Below are 20,563 nucleotides of genomic sequence, written 5' to 3' on the forward strand. Positions count from 1 at the left end.
ACATTCGAAGCTACCTACATCAGGGCAGTTTCACCGCCCGCGCCTGAACCTCTGGCAGGGCAAAGGCGTCTTGCGCGGCGATCAGCTGCAGCTCGTAAGCCTGCTGGCGCCAGGTCTCTTGCAGCACCGCATCCACCGAGGCGTTGGTGCGCTCGAATGCGCTGACCGCATCGTGACCAGCCAGCAAATTGGCCAGCATCAGGGCGCTGATGAGATCGCCAACCCCCACCGGCTGGCGGGCAAAGTCGTAGAGCGGACGGGCAATCAGGTAATCCCCTTCCGGGGTTGCCAACAGCATCTCGAAGCGGCGGGAGTCCTGCGCCGCACGGCCGAGATGTTTGACCAGCACCAGCTTGACGCCGCGGGCCAGCAGCTGATGGGCGGCTGCGCGGGTCTGGGCCAGATCCGCCAGATGGGTATCGCAGAGGGTCTCCAGCTCCAGCAGGTTGGGAGCCATCATGTCGGCCACCGGCAGCGCCTGCTCGGTCAGAAAACGGGTGACGCCGGGGGCAACGATACACCCCTTCTCCGGATGGCCCATCACAGGGTCACAAAAATAGATGGCATCGGGGTTGGCCGCCTTGACGGCCTTGACCACGGTCAGGATCTCGTCCCCCTGCTCGGCGGAGCCAAGGTATCCGCTCAGCACGGCGTCACAGCCACCGAGCACCTCGATATTGCCCAATCCCTCAACCAACGCGCTGATATGGCCCGCTGGCATCGCCATCCCCTGCCACCCCTGGGCATATTGGGTATGGTTGGAAAACTGCACCGTGTTGATGGGCCATACATCCATACCAAGGCGGCGCATGGGGAAGACGGCCGCACTGTTACCGGCACAGCCAAAGACCACGTGGGACTGAATAGAGAGAACGGATTTCATCGGGAATACCACAGCAAAGGATCAGCAAGGTGGGCAATATATCGGATGAAGATAACGATGCGCCACCTTGGCGCGGGATGAACAGGCAATTTCCTGACTAAAGACAGGTTTTTGCGCCATTTAGCCAAGTTCGGAACAGTGAGCGGCGCCATGATGCGCCGTGCCCCCGTCCGTCATATCTCATTGCGCTTAACACCATACTAGCGGGCAAAGTGATAGACCCACCCTTCATCACGAGGCATGTCACTTGGCGGTTGCACCAGTGCGGGCAACGCCGCCACCTTGCCACCAGCGGCATATTGCAACGCCATCAGGGCGCAGAGCGCCGCATCGTAGCGATCGGTGCCAACCACCAGATCATCGGGCAGCAAGGCCACCAGATCGGGGCGTGCCGGGGATGCCTTGCCGCCGACTTTAGCCAGTGCCGGATAGACCTCCAGCACGGCGCGGCTGGCCTGCGCCTGCCCCTTGGGCACCAGTTGCAGATCCGCAAGATTGGGCAGCATGGAGAGCGCCAGGGTGGCGTTGTTGCCGAGCCGGTCGAAGGTGGCCGAGAGGGGCTTCTTGCCATATTGCTGATAAAGCCAGCGCTCGCAGTCGCGATAGGCGTAGGGGTTGTCTATCTCCCGCTCGGGGGCGGCGCAACTGTGTGGCTGGCCGTTGAGCAGCTCGCGCAAGGCGCGGGGAAAGGCGAGCGGCGCATCGATACCGAGCGCCAGTTGCGGGCAAGCCTCGACCTGCGCCAACGTGGCCTCATTTTGCAGGGCCGGACGCAGCAGGGCGGCCAGATCCGGCGCCACCCGCGAGCTCAGGCGAAACAGTGGCGACACCCCGAGCCAGTGCAGGCGGTTCGAACCGGCCTGCCAACCCACCACGGCCACCGCCTGGGCGCTGCCCTGCCAGCCACGCACATCCCAGCCGATCCCGATTGCACTCATCTGCCCTGCCGTCATCAATTACCTCATTTTGCCTGTCACACGTTGCAAGGGGCACAGGGTAATCAGCAGACGCCCTTAACGCAAAGCGAACCGCCTTGTCAGAACGATTTCTGGAAGTTCACCAGCGGCAAAATGGGGAAAACGCCGTTGGCGGCGTAGTTGGCGAGCCCGATCTGCAACCCATCGAGATGCCGGGTGGCATTGATAAAACCGATCTGGAAGGTGGTGCGCTCGGCATAGTTAACCAGACCAACGTTGGCCAGCGCGTTGCCCTTGGCGATGTTGACCGCACCCCAGTTGAGGCCCTGCACGTTGTTGGTCAGGTTGACCAGCCCCAGGTTGACGCCGGTATCCTGCCCTTCGTGCCAGTTGATGGCGTTGATGGCGACCCCGTTAAACTGGTGGCGTACCCGCCCAGCGCCGAGGAAGATCCCGAGTTGCAGACCGCTGAACTGATCCACATCAGACAGCGCGAAGATCGGCAGATCGATCCCCTTCACCTGACCGGTGCGGCCATAGAGCAGCGAGGCGCGTGCCCCCTCTACCTGATGGGAGGCGGGCAAATTAACCCCGGGCAGCGAAATCTGCACCGGTGTACTGGCCTGCGCGACACCCCACAGGGTAAGGGCGCTGCACGCCAGTAGCAGGCGTGCCAGTTGCTGTCGTGAAAGTGTCATGGGAAGTTCCTTGGGCCATTGAGAGTGACCCGATCCTAACAGTCAGGGGAGAGTGTGGGCACACCAGCGGGGACGAGGTGCGTCACGATACGTCACGGCCGCCAGCGGCGGTATCCCGCGATTTTTGGCGGATTGGCACACGGATCAGCACTATCTGGCACTTTTTCGCCTGACATACCGGCCTTTCCTTTCATTGCCTCACTTAACTGCCTAAAATAGCCGCCCTGCTGTAATCGGCATTCATCCATCTAGAGGATTTTCCATGGAGACGTTTTTGCTCGAAGGCCACCCCTTCGTTGCCTTGTGTGACCTTATCAAACATCAGGGTTGGGCCGACTGTGGTGGCGCATCCAAGGCGCTGATCGCCGAAGGTCTGGTAGAAGTAGACGGCCAGATCGAAACCCGCAAACGCTGCAAAATCGTGGCGGAGCAAGTCGTCAACTTCAACGGCATGAAAGTAGTCGTCAAAGAGGGCATCAGCCCGGAGATTGGCTAACGCCCCGAGTCAGGGGTCTGCCTCTGATAACTCGCTAGCTGGCCTTGATCGACAAGGTCAGTACAAAGCGCGCCATCGCCTCATCCCCGTTCAATGACGGACAGGTGGCCACCACCTGGATGGGGCGGTTGATGCGCTGACCGGTCGCCAGCGACTCATCGATCATGGCATCGATCTCCTCCCCCGCTGCGCAGTCAAACTGCACATCCCCTTCCGGACGCTTCAGAAATTCCCCCTGCACATCCTTGAAGGCGAAGTGCACCTTCTTGCGCCGCTGCCGCCCCTTCTCCATCACCAGCAGGCCACCTACCAGATCGGCGCCGGTTGCCAGAGCCCCGAAATACATGCTGCCCAGGTGGTTGCGGGTACGCCAGCCAAGGGGAATGCGAATGCGCAGCGCCCTGGCGCTCATCTGTTCGATGACCGGGGCGCAAAATCCGATGACGGGAATGTAGCGCCAGGCAAACAGCCGAAGCGCCAGATTGGCTTTGAAGCGTTGCAAATCCATATGCGAACTGATCCGATGAGTTAGTGTAAACAGCATGTTGCCAGCATGGCAGCTGTTCTACAAGGCTTCCGATGGCGCTGGAAGCCTGTGACTCAGTTAAACGGCATTGCGGGTGGCGACACCATCCGCCAGATTGCGCAGCAGCACTTCGGTGTCGGCCCAGCCGATGCAGGCATCGGTGATGCTCTGGCCGACGGTGAGTTCGCCCCCATCCACCAGATCCTGACGACCTTCTACCAGATGGCTCTCCACCATCACACCAAACACCGCCTTGCTACCGGCACGCAGCTGGCCAGCCACATCTTCGGCCACCACCATCTGGTTCTTGAACTGCTTGCTGCTGTTGGCGTGGCTAAAATCGATCATCACCTTCTGCGGCAGACCGGCCTTCTCCAGCCCCTTCACCACCTCGTCAACATGGGCTGCGCTGTAGTTCGGCTCACGGCCACCGCGCAGGATGATGTGACAATCCGGGTTACCGCGGGTCGCCACGATGGCGGAGTGACCATATTTGGTGACCGACAAGAAGTGGTGCGGCGCACTGGCGGCCCCGATGGCATCGATGGCGACCTTGATGGTACCGTCAGTGCCGTTCTTGAAGCCCACTGGACAAGAGAGACCGGAGGCCAGCTCGCGATGTACCTGGGATTCGGTGGTACGGGCACCGATAGCACCCCAGCTCATCAGATCCGCCACATATTGCGGGGTGATCATGTCGAGGAATTCGGAGGCGGTCGGCAGCCCCATGTCGTTGAGATCCAGCAACAGCTTGCGACCAATGCGCAGACCATCGTTGATCTTGCAGCTGTTGTCGAGGTACGGGTCGTTGATCAGCCCCTTCCAGCCCACTGTGGTGCGCGGTTTTTCGAAGTAGACCCGCATCACGATCTCCAGCTGACCTTTCAGCTCGTCGCGCAACGCCTTGAGGCGCTTGCCGTACTCCAGCGCGGCCACCGGATCGTGGATGGAGCAAGGACCAATCACCACCAGCAGACGCTCATCTTCACCGGTCAGGATCCGGTGAATGGCCTGACGGGATTCAAAGACTGTATTTGATGCGGTCTCGGTAGCCGGAAACTTCTCAAGCACCGCAACCGGGGGTAATAACTCTTTGATTTCACTGATACGAACGTCGTCGGTTTGATGCTGCATGACAAGGCTTCCTGCTAGTGACTGCGATTAGGAAATCTCAACATAGCCCGCGACAGAGCATGTGTAAATAGGAAATTACAGCAATCACAAAACTATTTTGTGAGGCAATCTTGCAAGTTATTGAAATGATGCTAGGCGAAATGGCGATGCGGGTGAGGAAGGCAAAAAGGCCCGCTCAGCGCGGGCCCGAAGAGTAGTTGATGACGGATTTGTCAGTGATCAGCCACGCTGGCTGATACTGGCCAGCTTGTCGAAGTAATCCGGGAAGGTCTTCGAGGTGCACTTGGGATCATTGATGGTGACCGGGGTATCCGACAGCGCCACCAGCGAGAAGCACATGGCGATACGGTGATCGTTGTAGGTATCGATCTCGGCGTGCTTGAGCTGGGTCGGTGGGGTCACGGTGATGAAGTCCCGCCCCTCATCTACCTCGACGCCCAGCTTGCGCAGCTCGGTCGCCATGGCGTGCAGACGATCGGTCTCCTTCACCCGCCAGTTGTAGATATTGCGAATGGAGGTCGGCCCCTCGGCAAACAGCGCGGCAACGGCGATGGTCATGGCCGCATCGGGAATATGGTTCATGTCCATATCCACCCCGTGCAGCGGCGCCTGTTCCGCCTCGATGAAGTCATCGCCCCAGGTGATGCGTGCGCCCATCTTCTCCAGCACGTCGGCGAAGTGGATATCACCCTGAATGCTGTGCTTGCCGATACCGGTCACCCGCACCTTGCCCTTGATGGCGCCTGCCGCGAGGAAGTAGGAGGCGCTGGAGGCATCCCCTTCCACCAGAAAGTCACCCGGGCTGATGTAGGTCTGGTTGCCCTTGATGTAGAACAGCTTGTAGTTGTCGTGCTCGATGACCACCCCGAACTGCTTCATGATGTGCAGGGTGATGTCGATGTAGGGCTTGGAGACCAGCTCCCCCTTGATGTGGATCCGGGTATCACCGGCCGCCATTGGCGCCGCCATCAAAAATGCAGTCAGGAACTGGCTGGAGACAGAGCCATCGACGTGCACATCGCCGCCCCACAGCCCCTTGGCATCCACCACCAGTGGCGGATAGCCATCTTTTTTCAGGTACTGGATATGGGCACCCGCTTCACGCAGGGCATCCACCAGATGACCGATGGGGCGCTCTTCCATGCGCGGCTCGCCACCCAGGGTATATTCACCGGAGCCGAGGCACAGCGCGGCGCACAGCGGACGCATGGCGGTACCGGCGTTGCCGAGGAACAGATTGACCGGCTCTTTCACCGCAAAACTGCGACCCAGACCGTGCACGGTGCACTCGGTCTTGTCGGCGGAGAGCTTGTACTTGACCCCAAGCTGGGTCAGCGCAGCCAACATATGACGAATGTCATCGCTGTCGAGCAGGTTGGTCAGACGGGTGGTGCCACGGGCCAGCGCCGCCAGCAGCAGCGCACGGTTAGAGACACTTTTGGAGCCGGGCAGATTGACCTCACCGGCCACACGAGAAATAGGTTCCAAACGCAACGAATTCATAGACTTCCTGTGCTATCTCAAAATAAATGCCTGTCCGGACGTTAACAGCCTGCGTCCCGCTCGGCAAGGGCACTTTCAGGGGAAATCCCACGGCGAACGCCAGCGCGCTGGTTCTGTTGAAAAAAAGACGCCGGGGTCTCCCCGGCGTCTTGAATCATTGCAAATAACTGGAAGCGGCTCATGGGTTGTCACAAGAAGCCGCCAGCAAACAGATGAGTGCTCTCTTCTCAGCCGTGACGCTTGGCAAAGCCATCCATAAAGCTCACCAGGGCTTTTACCCCCTCCAGCGGCATGGCGTTATAGAGGCTGGCACGCATGCCACCGACAATGCGGTGCCCCTTGAGGGCCAGCAGGCCAGCGGCTTCCGATTCTGCCAGGAACTGCTTGTCCAGCTCGGCATTTTTCAGCTGGAACGGGATGTTCATCCGCGAACGGCAGCTGACATCCACCTGATTGCCGTAGAAGCTCGACTGATCGAGATAGTCGTACAGGAAGTCGGCCTTCTCCTTGTTGCGCGCTTCCATCGCCTCAAGGCCACCCTGTTCTTTGAGCCACTCGAACACCAGACCGGCCAGATACCAGGCGTAGGTGGGCGGCGTGTTGAACATGGAGTCGTTCTTGGCGGTGAGCTGATAGTCAAAAATCGAGGGCACGTCGGCTCTCGCCTGGTTCAGCAAGTCGTCGCGCACGATGGCGATGGCAAGCCCGGACGGCCCGATATTCTTCTGGGCACCAGCATAGATGATGCCAAAGCGGCTCACGTCGATAGGACGGGAGAGAATGGTGGAGGAGAGATCCGCCACCAGCGGCACCTCACCGGTGGCCGGGATGTCGAACATCTCTATGCCGTCGATGGTTTCGTTCGGGCAGTAGTGAACATAGGCCGCATCGGCGCGAAATGCCGGGGTCGGCAGCAGGTGAGAGATCCCCTGCTCGTTCTTGGCGACCCCCTGGAAAGTCTGGATATCGCCATACTTTTTGGCTTCATCCACTGCGCTCTGGGACCAGACGCCGGTCAGCAAGAAGTCCGCCTTCTTGTTGGCGCCGCCCAGCAGGTTCATGGGCACGGCGGAGAACTGGCCGCGACCACCACCGTGCATAAACAGCACCTTGTAGTTGTCCGGCACCGCCAGCAACTCGCGAAGATCGGCTTCGGCCTTCTCGGCCACCGCCATGTAGGGCTTGCCGCGATGGGAAAGCTCCATGACCGAGGCTCCCAGCCCCTGAAAATTACAAAATTCGCGCTGGGCGCGCTCCATGACTTCAACCGGCAGCATGGCGGGGCCGGCGCAGAAGTTGTAAATCTGTTTGCTCATGACGCTTTCCGTGAGTGGATGAGAGGAATCGATGACTTGTCAGGTTTTACACAAGAGCAGCCAGCGGATCAAAGGCTTTTTGGGAGCTGGCTCAACCTTTTACCGTTACTCTGCATCCCCCTTGCAGCAGAAAAAGCCCTGAACGGGTCAGGGCTTGCAGGGAACATGCACAGAAATGGCAGGCAGAGCGCATAAACGGCCACAGCTGCGCCGTTTCTGACAAATTTACAGTTTGGCGGTGAGCTCCGGCAGCAGGGTGAAGAGATCCCCCACCAGCCCGTAGTCCGCCACCTGAAAGATGGGGGCCTCGCTGTCCTTGTTGATGGCCACAATCACCTTCGACTCCTTCATCCCCGCCAGATGCTGGATGGCACCCGAAATACCGACCGCGATATAGAGCTCAGGCGCCACCACCTTGCCGGTCTGCCCCACTTGCAGATCGTTGGCGACATATCCCGCATCAACGGCGGCCCGCGATGCCCCCACCGCGCCGCCCAGCTTGTCGGCCAGCGCTTCTATCAAAGCAAACTGCGCCTTGGAGCCAAGCGCCCGGCCACCGGAGACCACCACCCGGGCGGCGGTCAGTTCGGGTCTGCTGGAGCGCACCGCGCGGCGCTCGACCAGCCGGGTACGACCAGCGAATTCAGGCACAGCCAAGCGCTCAATAAGAGCCTGCCCACCTGTCGCCGCCTTGGCAAAAGCGGTGGCCCGCACCGTCATCACCTTGATGGGCGCCGAGCTTGCCACTCTGGCGATGGCATTGCCCGCATAGATGGGGCGCAGGAAGGTGTCGCTGCTCTCGATGCCGATCACCTCGGAGAGCATCTCCACCCCGAGCCGGGCCGCCACCTGTGGCAGCAGCGCCTTGCCCATGGCGCTCGCCGCCATCAGGCAGTGGCTGTAACCTTCGCACCAGCTGGCCAGCAGCTTGTCCACCCCATCTAGCAGCCCATCGGCCAGCTGGGGATGTTCGGCAAGCAACACCTTGTCGACACCGCCAATGGCAGCCGCCTGTTCACCCGCCTCGGTCAGCCCCTGACCCAGCAACAGCAGATCGAGCTGACCGCCGATGAATCCGGCGGCGGTGACCAGTTGTGCCACGTTGTCGGCCAGATGGCCCTGATGATGTTCGGCAATGATCAGCACGCTCATGGCAGCACCTTCGCTTCGTGTTTGAGTTTGTCCACCAGCTCGTCCACCGAGCCCACCTTGATCCCGGCGCTGCGTGCTGGCGGTGCCATCACCCCGAGCAGGCGGGTCTGATTGGCCACCTCAACGGCGAGTGTCGAGAACGGGGCGCTATCAAGCGGCTTGCGCTTGGCCTTCATGATGTTGGGCAGCGAGGCAAAACGCGGTTCATTCAAACGCAGATCGGCGCTCACCACCGCAGGCAGCGGCATGCCGAGGGTCTCCAGTCCGCCGTCGATTTCACGGGTCACCAGCAGTTCCCCCGCTTCCACCTTGAGGACGGACGCGCAGGTCGCCAGCGGCCACTCATTGAGGGCTGCCAGCATCTGGGCTACCTGATTGTTATCCGAATCGATGGACTGCTTGCCAAGCAGCACCAGATCCGGCTGCTCCTGCTCACACACCTTGTGCAAGGCACGGGCGACAGTGAGCGGTGCGAGCGTCTCATCGGTGACATAATGCAGCGCCCGATCCGCCCCCAGTGCCAGCCCATGGCGCAGCTGCTCGGCGGCAGCGTCCGGGCCAAAGGTCACCACCACCAGCTCGCTGGCGATACTCGCTTCCCGCAGCCTGACCCCCTCCTCCACCGCAATTTCACAAAAGGGGTTGATCCCCATCTTCACATTGGCGAGCTCCACGTCGGAGCCGTCTCCCTTCACCCGGATCTTGACGTTGTAGTCGACTACCCGTTTGATCGCGACCAGCAGCTTCATGGGGTCATGCCTCGTCTGTTTGGATTGAATTCATTAGTGTGCCTCTGCGCTTGTTGCAGTACGCCTTTGCCTGATTTTTTGCTTTTTCTTGCTTAGTTTTGCTTACAACCACTTTACGTTTACGTAAACTACCAGCATTACCCTAGGCCAACCAGAGCGCAGAGGCAAGATGGAACGGGAAGCAATGGAATTTGATGTCGTCATCGTCGGCGGCGGTCCGGCGGGGCTCACTGCAGCCATCGCCCTGAAACAGCAGGATGCCACTCTATCTGTCTGTCTGTTGGAGAAAGGGGCCGAAATTGGCGCCCACCTGCTCTCCGGCGCCCTGTTTGATCCCGTCGCCTTACAAGAGCTGCTGCCGGATTGCTGGCAGCAAGCGCCGCTTGGCGTGCCGGTCAGCGACGATCAGGTACATCTGCTGCAAAGCGAGCAACGCTCCCTGCAACTGCCCGCCTGGGCGGTGCCACCCCGGATGCACAATGAGGGCTGTCACATCGTCAGCCTCGGCAACCTTTGCCGCTGGCTCGGCCAGCAGGCGGAAAAACTGGGAGTCGAAATATACCCGGGGTTTACCGCCAGCGAACTTATCATGGAAACGGGCCGGGTCAAGGGGGTTATCACCGGCGATCTGGGGCTGGATCGGGCAGGCAACCCGAAAGCGGATCATGTGCCCGGCATGGCGCTGCTCGGCCGCTACACCCTCTTTGCCGAAGGGGCTCGCGGCCATCTCGGCAAGCAGCTGATCGCCGACTTCAATCTGGCAAATCCTGCCCAGCCCCAGCACTATGCCATCGGCTTCAAGGAGCTGTGGCAACTGCCAGCAGGTCGGGGGAAAGCAGGACAGGTGCTGCACGGCAGTGGCTGGCCCCTTGGCAAGCAGGGCGGCGACGATAGCCACGGTGGTTTCTATCTCTATCAAATGGAAGGGGATCAGGTCGCGGTCGGGCTGATTGTCGATCTCAACTACCAGAATCCCTGGCTCAGCCCGTTCGACGAATTCCAGCGCCTCAAGCATCACCCGCTCATCGCCGACCTGCTGCAAGGGGGAGAGCGCATCAGCTACGGTGCTCGCGCCATCACCAAAGGGGGCTGGCACGCCCTGCCCCGCATGCACTTCCCGGGCGGCCTGCTGATCGGTTGTGATGCGGGCACCCTCGATTTTTCCCGCATCAAGGGGATCCACACCGCCATGAAATCAGGGATGCTGGCGGCAAAAACCGTCGTGATGGCGCTGCGGGGGGGCGATGAGGGGGGACGGGATCTGGCCCAATATGGTGACGAGCTGCACCAGAGCTGGCTGGCCCGCGAACTCAAGGCGGCGCGCAACTTCGGCGCTGCTCTTCACCGCTATGGTCCCTGGTTGGGCGGTACCTTCAACTGGCTGGAGCAACGGCTGTTTGGCGCAAACTCGCCCTTCAAGCTGCTCGATAAGGCTCACGACTACCGTCAGTTGCGCGTGGCCAGCCGCTGCGAGCACATTCATTATCCCAAACCCGATGGCAAGCTGAGCTTTGACAAGCTCTCGTCTGTGTATCTGGCCAACACCAGTCACGACGAGGATCAACCTTGCCACCTCAAGCTGCAGGACGAGCGCATTCCGGTCGAGGTCAATCTGCCCACCTGGGCTGAACCCGCCCAACGCTACTGCCCGGCCGGGGTGTTTGAAGTGCTGGAAATGGAAGGCGCGGCCAAACTGCAAATCAACGCAGCCAACTGTATTCACTGCAAGACCTGTGACATTAAAGATCCCAGTCAAAACATCATCTGGACGCCGCCACAGGGAGGCTCCGGGCCGAATTATCCCAATATGTGATGAAGCGGGGCTACCCCAAAATCCGGCACCTGATTTTCATTGCATCCATTATGGGGCAGGTGCTCCCCCAAACATCCGCTCAGCTGATCCGACCTCGCTGCTTTTTTAAACAAACACGCCAGACCCCCTATGAATTGGCCCTGACAAGCGCGGCCCGCCCCTGTATAGTTCGCCGCATTCAGGTTTTCCATCGGCCCGTTTTGCTTATCCACGGGATCGCTTTCTGTGCGATCTAGGCCGCATGACCTGTGCAACCATCCCTGATGACCCATGACTTTTTAAGGGGGGACAGATGATCACCGCCTACATTCTCAATAACAAGGTGCTGGACATAGTCACGCTCGGGCCTGACGACATAGTGCCTGACAACACGATCTGGCTGGATGCCTACAAACCAGACACGGCAGAGCGAGAATGGTTGACGGGCCTGTTTCTGGAAGAGGTTCCCGACAAGGAAGAGCTTGACGACATCGAAGCATCTGCCCGTTTTTACTGGGATACCGATGGTCTGCACATTCACTCTCTGTTTCCCCAGCGGATCGGCCGTGACACCAAGGGTGTCCACGTATCCTTTACCCTGCGCAACAACCTGCTGATCAGTATTCGTGAAGATGATATCGGGCTGGTGCGCCTGCTACGCCACTATATGCGCCAGGATCGGCTGGAGGTGGAAGATGCCCTCGATGTGTTGCTCGAGGTGCAAAACCTCAAGGTAGAGTACCTCTCTGACTTGATCGAAGATGGTTACAAGACTCTGGAAAACACCGCGGATCAAATCTTCGAGCCTGACCAAATCAATTCAATGCTCAAGGAGCTGATGGCGCAGGAAGAGGCCAACGGCCAGATCCGTCTCTCCCTGCACGATACCCGCCGCGCCCTGCGTTTCCTCAAACGCAGCCTGCGCCAGCGCATGAGCCTGGAGCAGAACAAGTGGATCGATGAGATGCTGCACGACGTGGAATCGCTGTTGCCTCACACCCAGTTCCTGTTCGACAAGATTAACTTCCAGCTGGAGGCCTCCATGGGGGTAACCAATCTGGAGCAGAACAAGGTGATCAAGATATTCTCGGTTGCTGCGGTGATCTTCCTGCCGCCGACCCTGATCGCCAGTATCTACGGCATGAACTTCGGCCGGATGCCGGAGCTCGCCTGGGAGTATGGTTATCCCATGTCGCTGGTGCTGATGGTGATGTCATCGCTTGGCACCGGCCTCTTCTTCAAGCGCAAAGGCTGGCTATAAGGCCGCTGACGCACGCTGCGATATCTGCAGAAACAGATTGGGGGGCATGGCCCCCCGATTAATTTGCGCCACGCCCAACGCCTTGCAAAGGGCTCTTCGTCGCCCCATATCCCCTCTATCACTCCATTCACGTGGATAACGGGCAACCATGACCCTCTACCCCGAACACCGATATGACGATCACGGCCAGTTACGCCCGCCCCTCTGGTTCTGGCCCATCGCCCTGTTGCTGACCCGCTCGGTCTGGCTGTTTCTGATGGCTGGGGTCACCCGCGAGAGCGGCAGCGAGATCCTGACCCTCTTCTATCCGGACAAGATCACCCTCTACATCAGTCTGCTGACCGACGTGCCCGCCATGCTGGCGCTGCTCGCCTGCGGGGGTACCTATCAGCAGACCCAAAGCATTCGCGCCAGACTCAGGCGCCACAGCCCGCTGCTGCTACTCTGCTCTGCCGTCAGCGGCCTGCTGATGCAACTGCATAGCCTCAATCTGCAAAAATGGTCGTTTAGCTGGCCCACCGCACTGGTGCTGGTCGCCAGCCTCTGGGCCCTCTGGTATCTGCTGCGCAGTCGCCAGCTGCGGGAATATGCCGCAGACCAGCCCCACTGACGGACGGGGCTGACATCTATTGGCGAGTAACCCGGATCTGCAGGGTCTGGCGCTCGCTCTGACTGCCTCGCCCTCCCTGTAGCTGGGTACCAAGGCGGCTCCCCTGATCTGCTGAACTGGTCGAGAGCTCCCCCACCGTCAGCCACTGGCCCGGGGCCCCGCTCACTTCGGTGGCACTCTGCCCACGATTGATGGTGCCCTGATCCAGCCTCGCCTGTTCGCTACTGAGCGCAATCTGCACCCGATCGCCAATCAAGCTGGCCGTGGCATAGAGGCCGTTGATCAGCGGCATCATCCCCACCACGGCGCCCCCGTTCCACTGATAGAAGGTCACCGGCTGATAGGAGCCCATCTGCAGCAGCACAGGGCGACCCGAAAGCCCACGCACCTGCCAGCTGTCGTTCTGGCTGCGCTGATACTGCTCGGCATTGCCATCGAGCAGCCACTGCCTTTTGGCCTCGTCGCGACTGATTGAGCCCCCCAGTTGCTGGCCGCTGGCGGCCCCATCCACCCGCCACTCGATAAGCAGGCTTTGCGGTGGCTGGTTGATCTGGGCCAACGTGGCTTCAGCCTCCTGCAATTGGGCTGGCGTTCCGCTCAGCACCAGCTGATTGCCCATGGCACTCACCCCAAGCTGGGGGTAGATCTCCTTGAGGGTCTGCACCGCCGCCTGCGCCTCGAAGACCGGGATCACCTTCACCTCAGCCCACAGCGACGAGCTCCAGAGTCCCATCATGCAGCCAAGCCACAGCAGCGCCCTGCGGCCAACCTTGCTCATCCGAACCATTACGCTCTCCTCGCTCTCTTCTTGTGCTCTACTCACGCTCTGCTCAGGCGTGGGCCAACGCCCGTTGCCAACAGCTCTGCCCTGTTCAGTTAACCCGTTGATGATGAACCCGGCGGTTGCCAAAAAACAACCGGGAATGCAGCTAGTCCGTGCTTTCCCACGGTATGAGGCTCTCAATCCACGCCCGTTATCGCGTAAGATAGCGCACTCATATTTGCCCACGCGGAATCCATCATGTTGAAACAGCTGTTGTTACTCCCCCTCGCCCTGCTGCTGGGGGCCTGCTCCCTGACCCAGTACAACGTCAACGAGGCCGAAATCAACCAGTACCTCAAAGATCAGGTCTCTTTTGAAAAACAGCTGGGGATCCCCGGCATCATGTCGAGCAAGATCCGTCTGGACGAGATGCAGAGCCGTATCGGCCGCAAGCAACCGGATCGCATCGAGCTGGATGCCGCTGGCGACCTGCAGGTGAGCAGTCCCCTTGGCAGCCAGCAGATGAAGATCCGCTTTGCCCTGAGTGCCCGCCCGGACTATGTGGCCGACCAGGGCGCCATCTACCTGCGCGACCTTGAGCTGGTCTCGGTCAAGACCGAGCCTGCCGATATCGGGGCCGCCCTCACCCCTCTGCTGCCCACCTTCAATCAGTCGCTCTCCCTGTTCTTGTCGCAGACCCCGGTCTACCGCCTCGACAGCAGCCGCAAGAACGAAGCCAGGATCAAGGATAAGGTCGAAGCCCTCAAGGTAGAGCCGGGTCGTCTGGTGATCCCGTTCAAGCTGCTCTGATCCCCGCCGCACTGGCACTTTCATGGCAATAAACAGATAACCGTCCTCTTCGACAGCGCACATCCGGTTTAACGTGCTGCCGATCAGGGCGGTTTTTTACTTCTCAAGTCCCCTCCAACACAGCATAATGCAGACCATTCTCATTTAGATTCGTCATGAGAAGCGTCAATAATAAAACCAATGGTGAGAAGGGACATGAGAAAAACCGTACTGGTTCAGGCGATCGCCTGCGCACTGATCAGCGGCGCCGCGCACGCTGCCGTCAAGGTCGAAGACAAAACATTCAATACTGCCGCCAACATGCTGGCCTATACCGAATTCGAGCTCTCCGGTGAGCCGCTGGCCGAAGCGCTGGGGCTAGACCTGGATGTACTGGATGCCAACCGTGCCGATGAGCCGACCCCGTTCGACTTCGCTGCCGGCATCGAATCTTACGAATACTCCGAAGAGGCGATGTACGCCCTCAACTACCAATCCGGCATGGGCCCGCATCTGGTGAACGGGCCGCAAAACCTGGCCCGTGGTGGCACCATGGCCGATCTCGGCAAACGGGTGCTGGCAATGGCCGACGCCGTTGGCTTCCCGGCTGATGAAGTGCCGCAGGGCATGTATCCCCTCTCCCTGCCCTACGCCTCCGCCAATCCTGAGTTTGCCCAGGCAGTGAATACCACTCCGGTCAATGGTGACCAGATCACCATCAAGACCGCCAAAGGCACCGAGAAAACCGTCAAGACCCAGGTGCCCGCCTACTTCCGTGACTACAGCACCCTGCGCTGGAGCGGCAGTGACAACCTGCTGGTGCCCGCAGCCGTGGGCGGCATCCTGCTCAAAGAGGTGATGTGGTCTCAGGACTTCCTCGGCGGCATGCACGTGGCCGAAACCGATGAAGAGGTAGAGGCGGCCTCCACCACCATGGATCAGGATGGCAAGCACAAGCTGGGCGTCTCTGCCGCTGACGGCTTCAACGGCATGATGCTGACCGAGCAATCCATCGACAAGCTGGCCATCATGCAGAACCAGCTCGGCTTCGATGGCAAGCAACTGGGCGCCAAGATCACCCCGCAGTACGATCCGGCCAAAGGTGTGATCTACTTCCCCCATCAGGTGAAAGTGACCGAAACCAGCAACAACGATGCCGGTGCCATCGGCAAGCTGGAGGTGGTGGATGGCTCCGCCCAGCTGCGCGATGCCTGGATGATGCTGTGGCCGCTCTCCGAGTTCTATGCCTTCAGCGATCAGCGCAGCGCCAACACCAACCAGAACCCGGCCTTCCACGCCGTGTTTGACGGCGCACCGTTTGCCGCCGCACCGGCTGCCAACCAGGCCAATGATCTGGGTAAAGCCGTCGCGGGCAGCGATGCCTTCTCGCTGGCGATCAATCTCTCCAACCTCACCTTCAAGAACCTGGCCGCCCTGCACTTTGATACCAAGGCTGGCACCCTGGTCGACAGCTGGCAGGCAGGCAAACAGGGCAAGCACGTCACCACCTTTGACGCCGCTTACGCACTGGTCGCCCTGCAGATCTTCCAGCGCGCTCAGGATGCGCTGCCGGTCGGTTACGCCGCCGGTGACAATGGCGAGCTGAACCTCAAGACCAAGCAGGGTCAGCAGGCGCTCGAGCTGATCCGTAAACAGGCCGATTTCATCCTTGCCAATCTCAAGGGCAAAAATGGTCTGGTGCATGACGGCATCACGCTGGGTGGCAAGCTCGATGCAGGCCACTCCATCGATGCGCAGTTCGCAGCCATCCGTGGCCTGACTGCCGCGTTCCTCGCCACCTCCGATGCCAAGTACCGCACTGCCGCCCGCGAGTTGTTCATCGCCACCGACAAGGCCTACTTCAATGCCAAAGCAGGTTCCTGGCTGGCGGGTAAACAGGATGCATACACCCCCTGGACCCAGGCTGCCATCTCCGGCGCCCTGCGCTCTGCCATGCTGAACCTGCGCAACGAAGGGGCCGAGCAGGCGCCCGAGCTGGAGCTGGCCAAGCTGACCGGTCAGTACGTCAGCTGGTTCCGTGGCACCGTCAACGGTGGCATGCAGATGGCCGAGTGGATCGGTGACTCCGGCGAGAACATCATCGAAGGTGCCGGCAGCGACACCGATGAAGATGGGGTACCGCAAGTGACTGCCGCCGGTGGCAAGCACGGCACCGCCATGGTGATGGCCGCCAAAGCGGTGGTCAGCGAATAATCATCGCCATTCACCCACATGTAAAAGGGAGCCAATTTGGCTCCCTTTGCATTACAGCGTCTGACACAGTTTCAAGGTACTTTTTTCACAACCCGGCTAAACCAGCTTGTCCAGCATCTCCTTGGTCACCAGCACGATCCCCTGCTCGGAGCGGTAGAAGCGGCGGATATCCTCATCGGCATTCTCGCCCACCACCAACCCATCGGGCAGCACACATCCCTTATCCACCACCACCCGGCGCAGACGGCAACCTGCCCCCACTTCAACCCCCGGGAAAATGATCGCCTGATCAAGGGTACAAAAAGAGTGGACCCGCACATTGGTAAAGATCACCGAATTGAGCACGAAGGAGCCACTGACGATGGCGCCGCCAGCAAACATCGAGTTGATGGTCATGCCGTGCTGACCGTTGCGGTCCTGCACAAACTTGGCCGGTGGCGTCAGGGTCTGGCTGGTCCAGATAGGCCAGTTTTCATCATAGATATCGAGTTCGGGCACCACAGAGGCGAGATCCATGTTCGCCTCCCAGAACGAATCCAGGGTCCCTACATCACGCCAGTAAGGCGCTTGCCCCTCACGGGCACCCACACAAGACATATTGAAGGGATGGGCATAGGCCTTGCCTTCCTCAACGATACGGGGGATCAAGTCCATCCCGAAGTCGTGTTTGGAGTCCTGATTGAGAATGTCTTCTTCCAGCAGTTGATAGAGATACTCGGCCTCGAAGATATAGATCCCCATGGAGGCGAGGGAGCGATCATCCCGACCCGGCATGGCGGGCGGATTGGCCGGTTTCTCTACAAAGGCGCGGATCTTGCGCTGCTCATCAATGTCCATGACCCCGAAGGCTGACGCCTCGGCCCGTGGCACCTCGATACAGGCCACCGTCACCTTGGCGCCAAGGCGCACATGGTCGAGCAGCATGGCGGCGTAGTCCATCTTGTAGATGTGATCCCCCGCCAGCACCACTATGTATTTGGGGCCGTAGTCACGAATGATATCGACGTTCTGATAAATGGCATCGGCGGTACCGCGATACCAGTGCACTTCGTCCACTCTTTGCTGGGCAGGCAGCAAATCGATGAACTCGTTCATCTGATAACGCAAGAAGGACCAGCCCGATTGCAGGTGACGCAGCAGGCTGTGAGATTTGTATTGTGTCACTACACCCACCCGGCGGATCCCCGAGTTGATACAGTTGGATAGCACAAAATCAATGATCCGGAATTGGCCACCGAAATGGACGGCAGGCTTGGCACGATTAGCGGTCAACTGCTGCAAGCGACTGCCACGTCCACCCGCCAGCACCAGTGCCATACTCTGATTTAACAATTGTCGTGCTTTGGCACTATTTTCTGGCTCTAGCAACATGATTTACCTCTGCCCTGTTTGATCTGTTTTCAACCTATCTTCGCTGGTTTAGATGATGCTGAAAGTGGTTTCACTCACATTTAACCGATCTCAATTGACCCTTTTAACCGAGTTGCGAGGAATAGCATGATTTGATCTGCAAGCTTGGTTAAAATTCCCCCATAAAAGCAGCCACTTCAAGGATGACAAGATGGTTCACAAGCTCGGACGCCCGCTCTTTCTGATCGCTATCATAGTGACCATACCCCTGCTACTCCTGCAAGCAGTTTGGTTGGCCCTTCAGAGCACACCGCTCACCATGGCCATTATTCTGGCCACCACACTGCTCGGCATGATCTTGCTGCTGATGCTGGCCATTCGCACCATGGATGGCATGCTCCAGCATCAGGAGCTCACCTGGGTCAAGGCGATCAGGGGCCGGGATCCCTCACAACTCGATGAGCCCGCCTCACAAGAGGTGCTGCAACAGCTGCTGGAGCAGTTTGACAGTGCCGAACAGAGTGCCCATCGCCAACTGACCGAACTGAGCAATCTGGCTACCACCGACGAACTGACCCAGCTACTCAACCGCCACGCGTTTCGCCGTGACATGACCGAGCTGCTGCAGCGGGATCAGGACACCCAAACCGCCACCCTGGTGCTGATCCGCGCCACCGAACTTGGCAAGATCAATGCCCAGCGTGGCTTCCAGTCCGGTGATGCCTACATCAAGGACATGGCAACCCTGATCAAGCGAGTCGTGAGCCGCTTCCCGGGCAATCAGGTCTATCGCATCTCGGGGGCCGACTTCGCAGTGCTGGTCCAGCCGGTCGCCAATATCCCGCCCCATTTGCTGGGGCAGGATTTGAAGATGGCCTTCGATCACTATCAGGATCAACATGAACTGGAGAGCACAGCCTACTCGGGGCTGACCAAACTCAACAGCGGCCAGAAAATCGAAGCTGTGCTGGCCAGAGCAGATCTGGCGCTGGCCCGCGCCCAGACCGAGACCATCAATGGTTGGGCTATTCAGCAAGATGACAACGTCTCTGACCTGCAGGGACAGCATCACTGGCGCGAAGTGCTGACCGAGGTACTGGCACAGGAGCGCCTCAGCTTTACCTATCAGCCGATCCAGCCACTACATCGCAGCATGCTGGCCTACAACGAGATCTACACTCGCTTCAGTGGCAACGATGGCACCGCCCTGCCCACTGACACCCTGTTTGCCATGGCACAGCGACTCGATCTGGTGATGCGCCTTGAACAATTGGTCATTACCCACATCATGCGTCAGTACCGGGCTTTTGGTGCGAATCAGAGCCGTTGGGGGATCAACCTCTCCCCCAACCTGCTGCAAAACAGTGCCTTTTTGATCTGGCTCGACCGCCAGTTGATCAAGGATCCCAACACCAGTGCCAATCTGGTATTCGAACTGGATGAAGAAAACCTTGAGCGCAACCTGACCGGTGCCAAGCGGGTGTTTGAGCTACTGCGCCGCAACGGCAGTCGCTCGGCCATCGCCAACTTCGGCAAGGGGATCGGCTCTTTCACCCTGTTTCGCGAACTCAAACCCGACTATATCAAGCTGGATCCGGCCCTGATCACCGGGCTGGAGCAAGATCAGACCAATCAGCAGTTCGTGCGGATGATTGTTGATGTGTCACACCGGATGGGATGCCAGGTGATTGCAGAAGGAGTAGAGCAGCTTGGCCAGAAACAGCTGCTGCAGGGGATGTATGTGGATGGCTTGCAGGGCTATCTGATCGCCCGGCCGCAACCGTTGCGACCGGATATCAGCCAGATAGGACTGTTTACTGAGGATGTTTCAACTTCAACAGAGTCAGAATGATGTCGTTGAGCTGGCGGTAACGTTCCAGCTCCTTCTGATCGTAGCGGGTCGCCAGCGTGGTGGGGTTATGGCGATTTTTGAGGTAACGGTTGATCTGCAACCGGTTGAACCCCGCCACCTGATAGACCTGCCCCAACAGGGTATTGAGCTCATCATGCGCCAGACCGGCTCGGGCCAGATATTGGGTATCGGCCGGACTCTCGGTCTGGTGGCTCCACTTGCCGATACGACCGCTCTCCTGCAGATAGCTCAGCCACTGCTCGAGATACAGCGGCTTGCAGCCCGCCAGCAGACTGAAAAATCCCACCGCATCGCAACGGCAGCCGCTCAAGAGTATCACCGCCAATTCATCGTCGTCACACTGGAAGGTCACAGGCCCAGCTTGCGCCCAGTCAAGCGCCTGCAGCCGGATCTCGGCTCGTCCTCCCGCCACTCCTGTTACGTCGAATACAAACATGGCGCGCCCCCTTTGGCAAAAGGTTGATGATGGACCATCCCCCAGGCAGGTGCAAAGGCAAATCGTCGTTAAAGCCATCATTGGGCCCAATCGACCATAAA

Annotated in this window: 19 protein-coding genes; 7 read left to right on the top strand and 12 right to left on the bottom strand. The window is 59.4% G+C overall.

Annotation, left to right across the window (positions count from 1 at the left end):
• Window positions 1-19 precede the first annotated feature (19 nt).
• From pdxY to BN4575_RS12670, 3 genes are all read right to left on the bottom strand, one after another.
• A complete protein-coding gene (pdxY, locus tag BN4575_RS12660) occupies window positions 20-883 on the bottom strand; it encodes a pyridoxal kinase PdxY (RefSeq protein WP_068978422.1) in 864 nt (287 codons plus the stop codon).
• A 200-nt stretch (window positions 884-1,083) separates the two neighbouring features.
• Window positions 1,084-1,836: a DUF429 domain-containing protein gene (locus tag BN4575_RS12665; protein WP_068978423.1), complete on the bottom strand. Its 753-nt coding sequence runs from the start codon at window positions 1,834-1,836 to the stop codon at window positions 1,084-1,086.
• An 83-nt stretch (window positions 1,837-1,919) separates the two neighbouring features.
• Window positions 1,920-2,498 (bottom strand): VC2662 family protein, encoded by a 579-nt coding sequence (locus tag BN4575_RS12670; protein ID WP_068978424.1) that lies wholly within the window; start codon window positions 2,496-2,498, stop codon window positions 1,920-1,922.
• A 262-nt stretch (window positions 2,499-2,760) separates the two neighbouring features.
• Between BN4575_RS12670 and ybcJ the strand changes: the two genes are divergently transcribed.
• Window positions 2,761-2,994 (top strand): ribosome-associated protein YbcJ, encoded by a 234-nt coding sequence (ybcJ, locus tag BN4575_RS12675; RefSeq protein WP_042023921.1) that lies wholly within the window; start codon window positions 2,761-2,763, stop codon window positions 2,992-2,994.
• Between the two features lie 34 nt (window positions 2,995-3,028).
• Here ybcJ and BN4575_RS12680 read toward each other — a convergent pair whose 3' ends face one another.
• The 6 genes from BN4575_RS12680 to BN4575_RS12705 form a co-directional block, all read right to left on the bottom strand.
• Window positions 3,029-3,502 (bottom strand): DUF4442 domain-containing protein, encoded by a 474-nt coding sequence (locus BN4575_RS12680; protein WP_068978425.1) that lies wholly within the window; start codon window positions 3,500-3,502, stop codon window positions 3,029-3,031.
• Window positions 3,503-3,598: 96 nt separating this feature from the next.
• Window positions 3,599-4,654, bottom strand: coding sequence for a 3-deoxy-7-phosphoheptulonate synthase AroG (aroG, locus tag BN4575_RS12685; protein WP_068978426.1), 1,056 nt, complete (start codon window positions 4,652-4,654; stop codon window positions 3,599-3,601).
• 219 nt (window positions 4,655-4,873) lie between these two features.
• On the bottom strand, window positions 4,874-6,157 hold the full coding sequence (gene aroA, locus BN4575_RS12690) for a 3-phosphoshikimate 1-carboxyvinyltransferase (RefSeq protein ID WP_042023927.1): 1,284 nt from the start codon (window positions 6,155-6,157) through the stop codon (window positions 4,874-4,876).
• A gap of 227 nt (window positions 6,158-6,384) precedes the next feature.
• On the bottom strand, window positions 6,385-7,473 hold the full coding sequence (gene serC / locus BN4575_RS12695; protein ID WP_068978427.1) for a 3-phosphoserine/phosphohydroxythreonine transaminase: 1,089 nt from the start codon (window positions 7,471-7,473) through the stop codon (window positions 6,385-6,387).
• Between the two features lie 225 nt (window positions 7,474-7,698).
• Window positions 7,699-8,625 (bottom strand): electron transfer flavoprotein subunit alpha/FixB family protein, encoded by a 927-nt coding sequence (locus BN4575_RS12700; protein WP_068978428.1) that lies wholly within the window; start codon window positions 8,623-8,625, stop codon window positions 7,699-7,701.
• On the bottom strand, window positions 8,622-9,374 hold the full coding sequence (locus BN4575_RS12705; protein ID WP_068978429.1) for an electron transfer flavoprotein subunit beta/FixA family protein: 753 nt from the start codon (window positions 9,372-9,374) through the stop codon (window positions 8,622-8,624). The genes BN4575_RS12700 and BN4575_RS12705 overlap by 4 nt, the downstream gene beginning before the upstream one ends.
• Window positions 9,375-9,543: 169 nt before the next feature.
• Between BN4575_RS12705 and BN4575_RS12710 the strand changes: the two genes are divergently transcribed.
• The 3 genes from BN4575_RS12710 to BN4575_RS12725 all read left to right on the top strand — a co-directional run bounded on the left by BN4575_RS12710 (window position 9,544) and on the right by BN4575_RS12725 (window position 13,037).
• Window positions 9,544-11,187, top strand: coding sequence for an electron transfer flavoprotein-ubiquinone oxidoreductase (locus BN4575_RS12710; protein ID WP_068978430.1), 1,644 nt, complete (start codon window positions 9,544-9,546; stop codon window positions 11,185-11,187).
• Window positions 11,188-11,479: 292 nt separating this feature from the next.
• The gene (gene corA / locus BN4575_RS12720; protein WP_042023944.1) at window positions 11,480-12,427 is read left to right on the top strand and encodes a magnesium/cobalt transporter CorA; all 948 of its coding nucleotides are present in this window, start codon (window positions 11,480-11,482) and stop codon (window positions 12,425-12,427) included.
• A 148-nt stretch (window positions 12,428-12,575) separates the two neighbouring features.
• Window positions 12,576-13,037: a DUF2919 domain-containing protein gene (locus BN4575_RS12725; RefSeq protein WP_042023947.1), complete on the top strand. Its 462-nt coding sequence runs from the start codon at window positions 12,576-12,578 to the stop codon at window positions 13,035-13,037.
• A gap of 16 nt (window positions 13,038-13,053) precedes the next feature.
• Here BN4575_RS12725 and BN4575_RS12730 read toward each other — a convergent pair whose 3' ends face one another.
• Window positions 13,054-13,824 (bottom strand): hypothetical protein, encoded by a 771-nt coding sequence (locus BN4575_RS12730; RefSeq protein ID WP_068978432.1) that lies wholly within the window; start codon window positions 13,822-13,824, stop codon window positions 13,054-13,056.
• Window positions 13,825-14,058: 234 nt separating this feature from the next.
• On the opposite strand from BN4575_RS12730, the gene BN4575_RS12735 reads away from it, so the two are divergent.
• Both BN4575_RS12735 and BN4575_RS12740 read left to right on the top strand, forming a co-directional pair.
• Window positions 14,059-14,610, top strand: a complete 552-nt coding sequence (locus BN4575_RS12735; protein ID WP_068978433.1) for a lipoprotein — start codon at window positions 14,059-14,061, stop codon at window positions 14,608-14,610.
• A 195-nt stretch (window positions 14,611-14,805) separates the two neighbouring features.
• Window positions 14,806-16,803, top strand: coding sequence for a hypothetical protein (locus tag BN4575_RS12740; RefSeq protein ID WP_068978434.1), 1,998 nt, complete (start codon window positions 14,806-14,808; stop codon window positions 16,801-16,803).
• Window positions 16,804-16,899: 96 nt separating this feature from the next.
• On the opposite strand, the gene glgC is transcribed toward BN4575_RS12740, so the two are convergent.
• Window positions 16,900-18,174, bottom strand: coding sequence for a glucose-1-phosphate adenylyltransferase (gene glgC / locus BN4575_RS12745; RefSeq protein ID WP_042023956.1), 1,275 nt, complete (start codon window positions 18,172-18,174; stop codon window positions 16,900-16,902).
• A gap of 190 nt (window positions 18,175-18,364) precedes the next feature.
• Here glgC and BN4575_RS12750 point away from each other — a divergent pair, with 190 nt between their 5' ends.
• Window positions 18,365-20,005, top strand: coding sequence for an EAL domain-containing protein (locus BN4575_RS12750; RefSeq protein WP_068978435.1), 1,641 nt, complete (start codon window positions 18,365-18,367; stop codon window positions 20,003-20,005).
• On the opposite strand, the gene BN4575_RS12755 is transcribed toward BN4575_RS12750, so the two are convergent.
• Entirely contained in the window at window positions 19,968-20,462 is a 495-nt protein-coding gene (locus BN4575_RS12755) for a hypothetical protein (RefSeq protein WP_042023958.1), read from the bottom strand. The two genes, BN4575_RS12750 and BN4575_RS12755, sit on opposite strands and share 38 nt — an antisense overlap.
• Between the last annotated feature and the right edge of the window lie 101 nt (window positions 20,463-20,563).

The organism is Aeromonas sp. EERV15, from assembly GCF_900079845.1.
GTDB lineage: Bacteria > Pseudomonadota > Gammaproteobacteria > Enterobacterales > Aeromonadaceae > Aeromonas > Aeromonas sobria.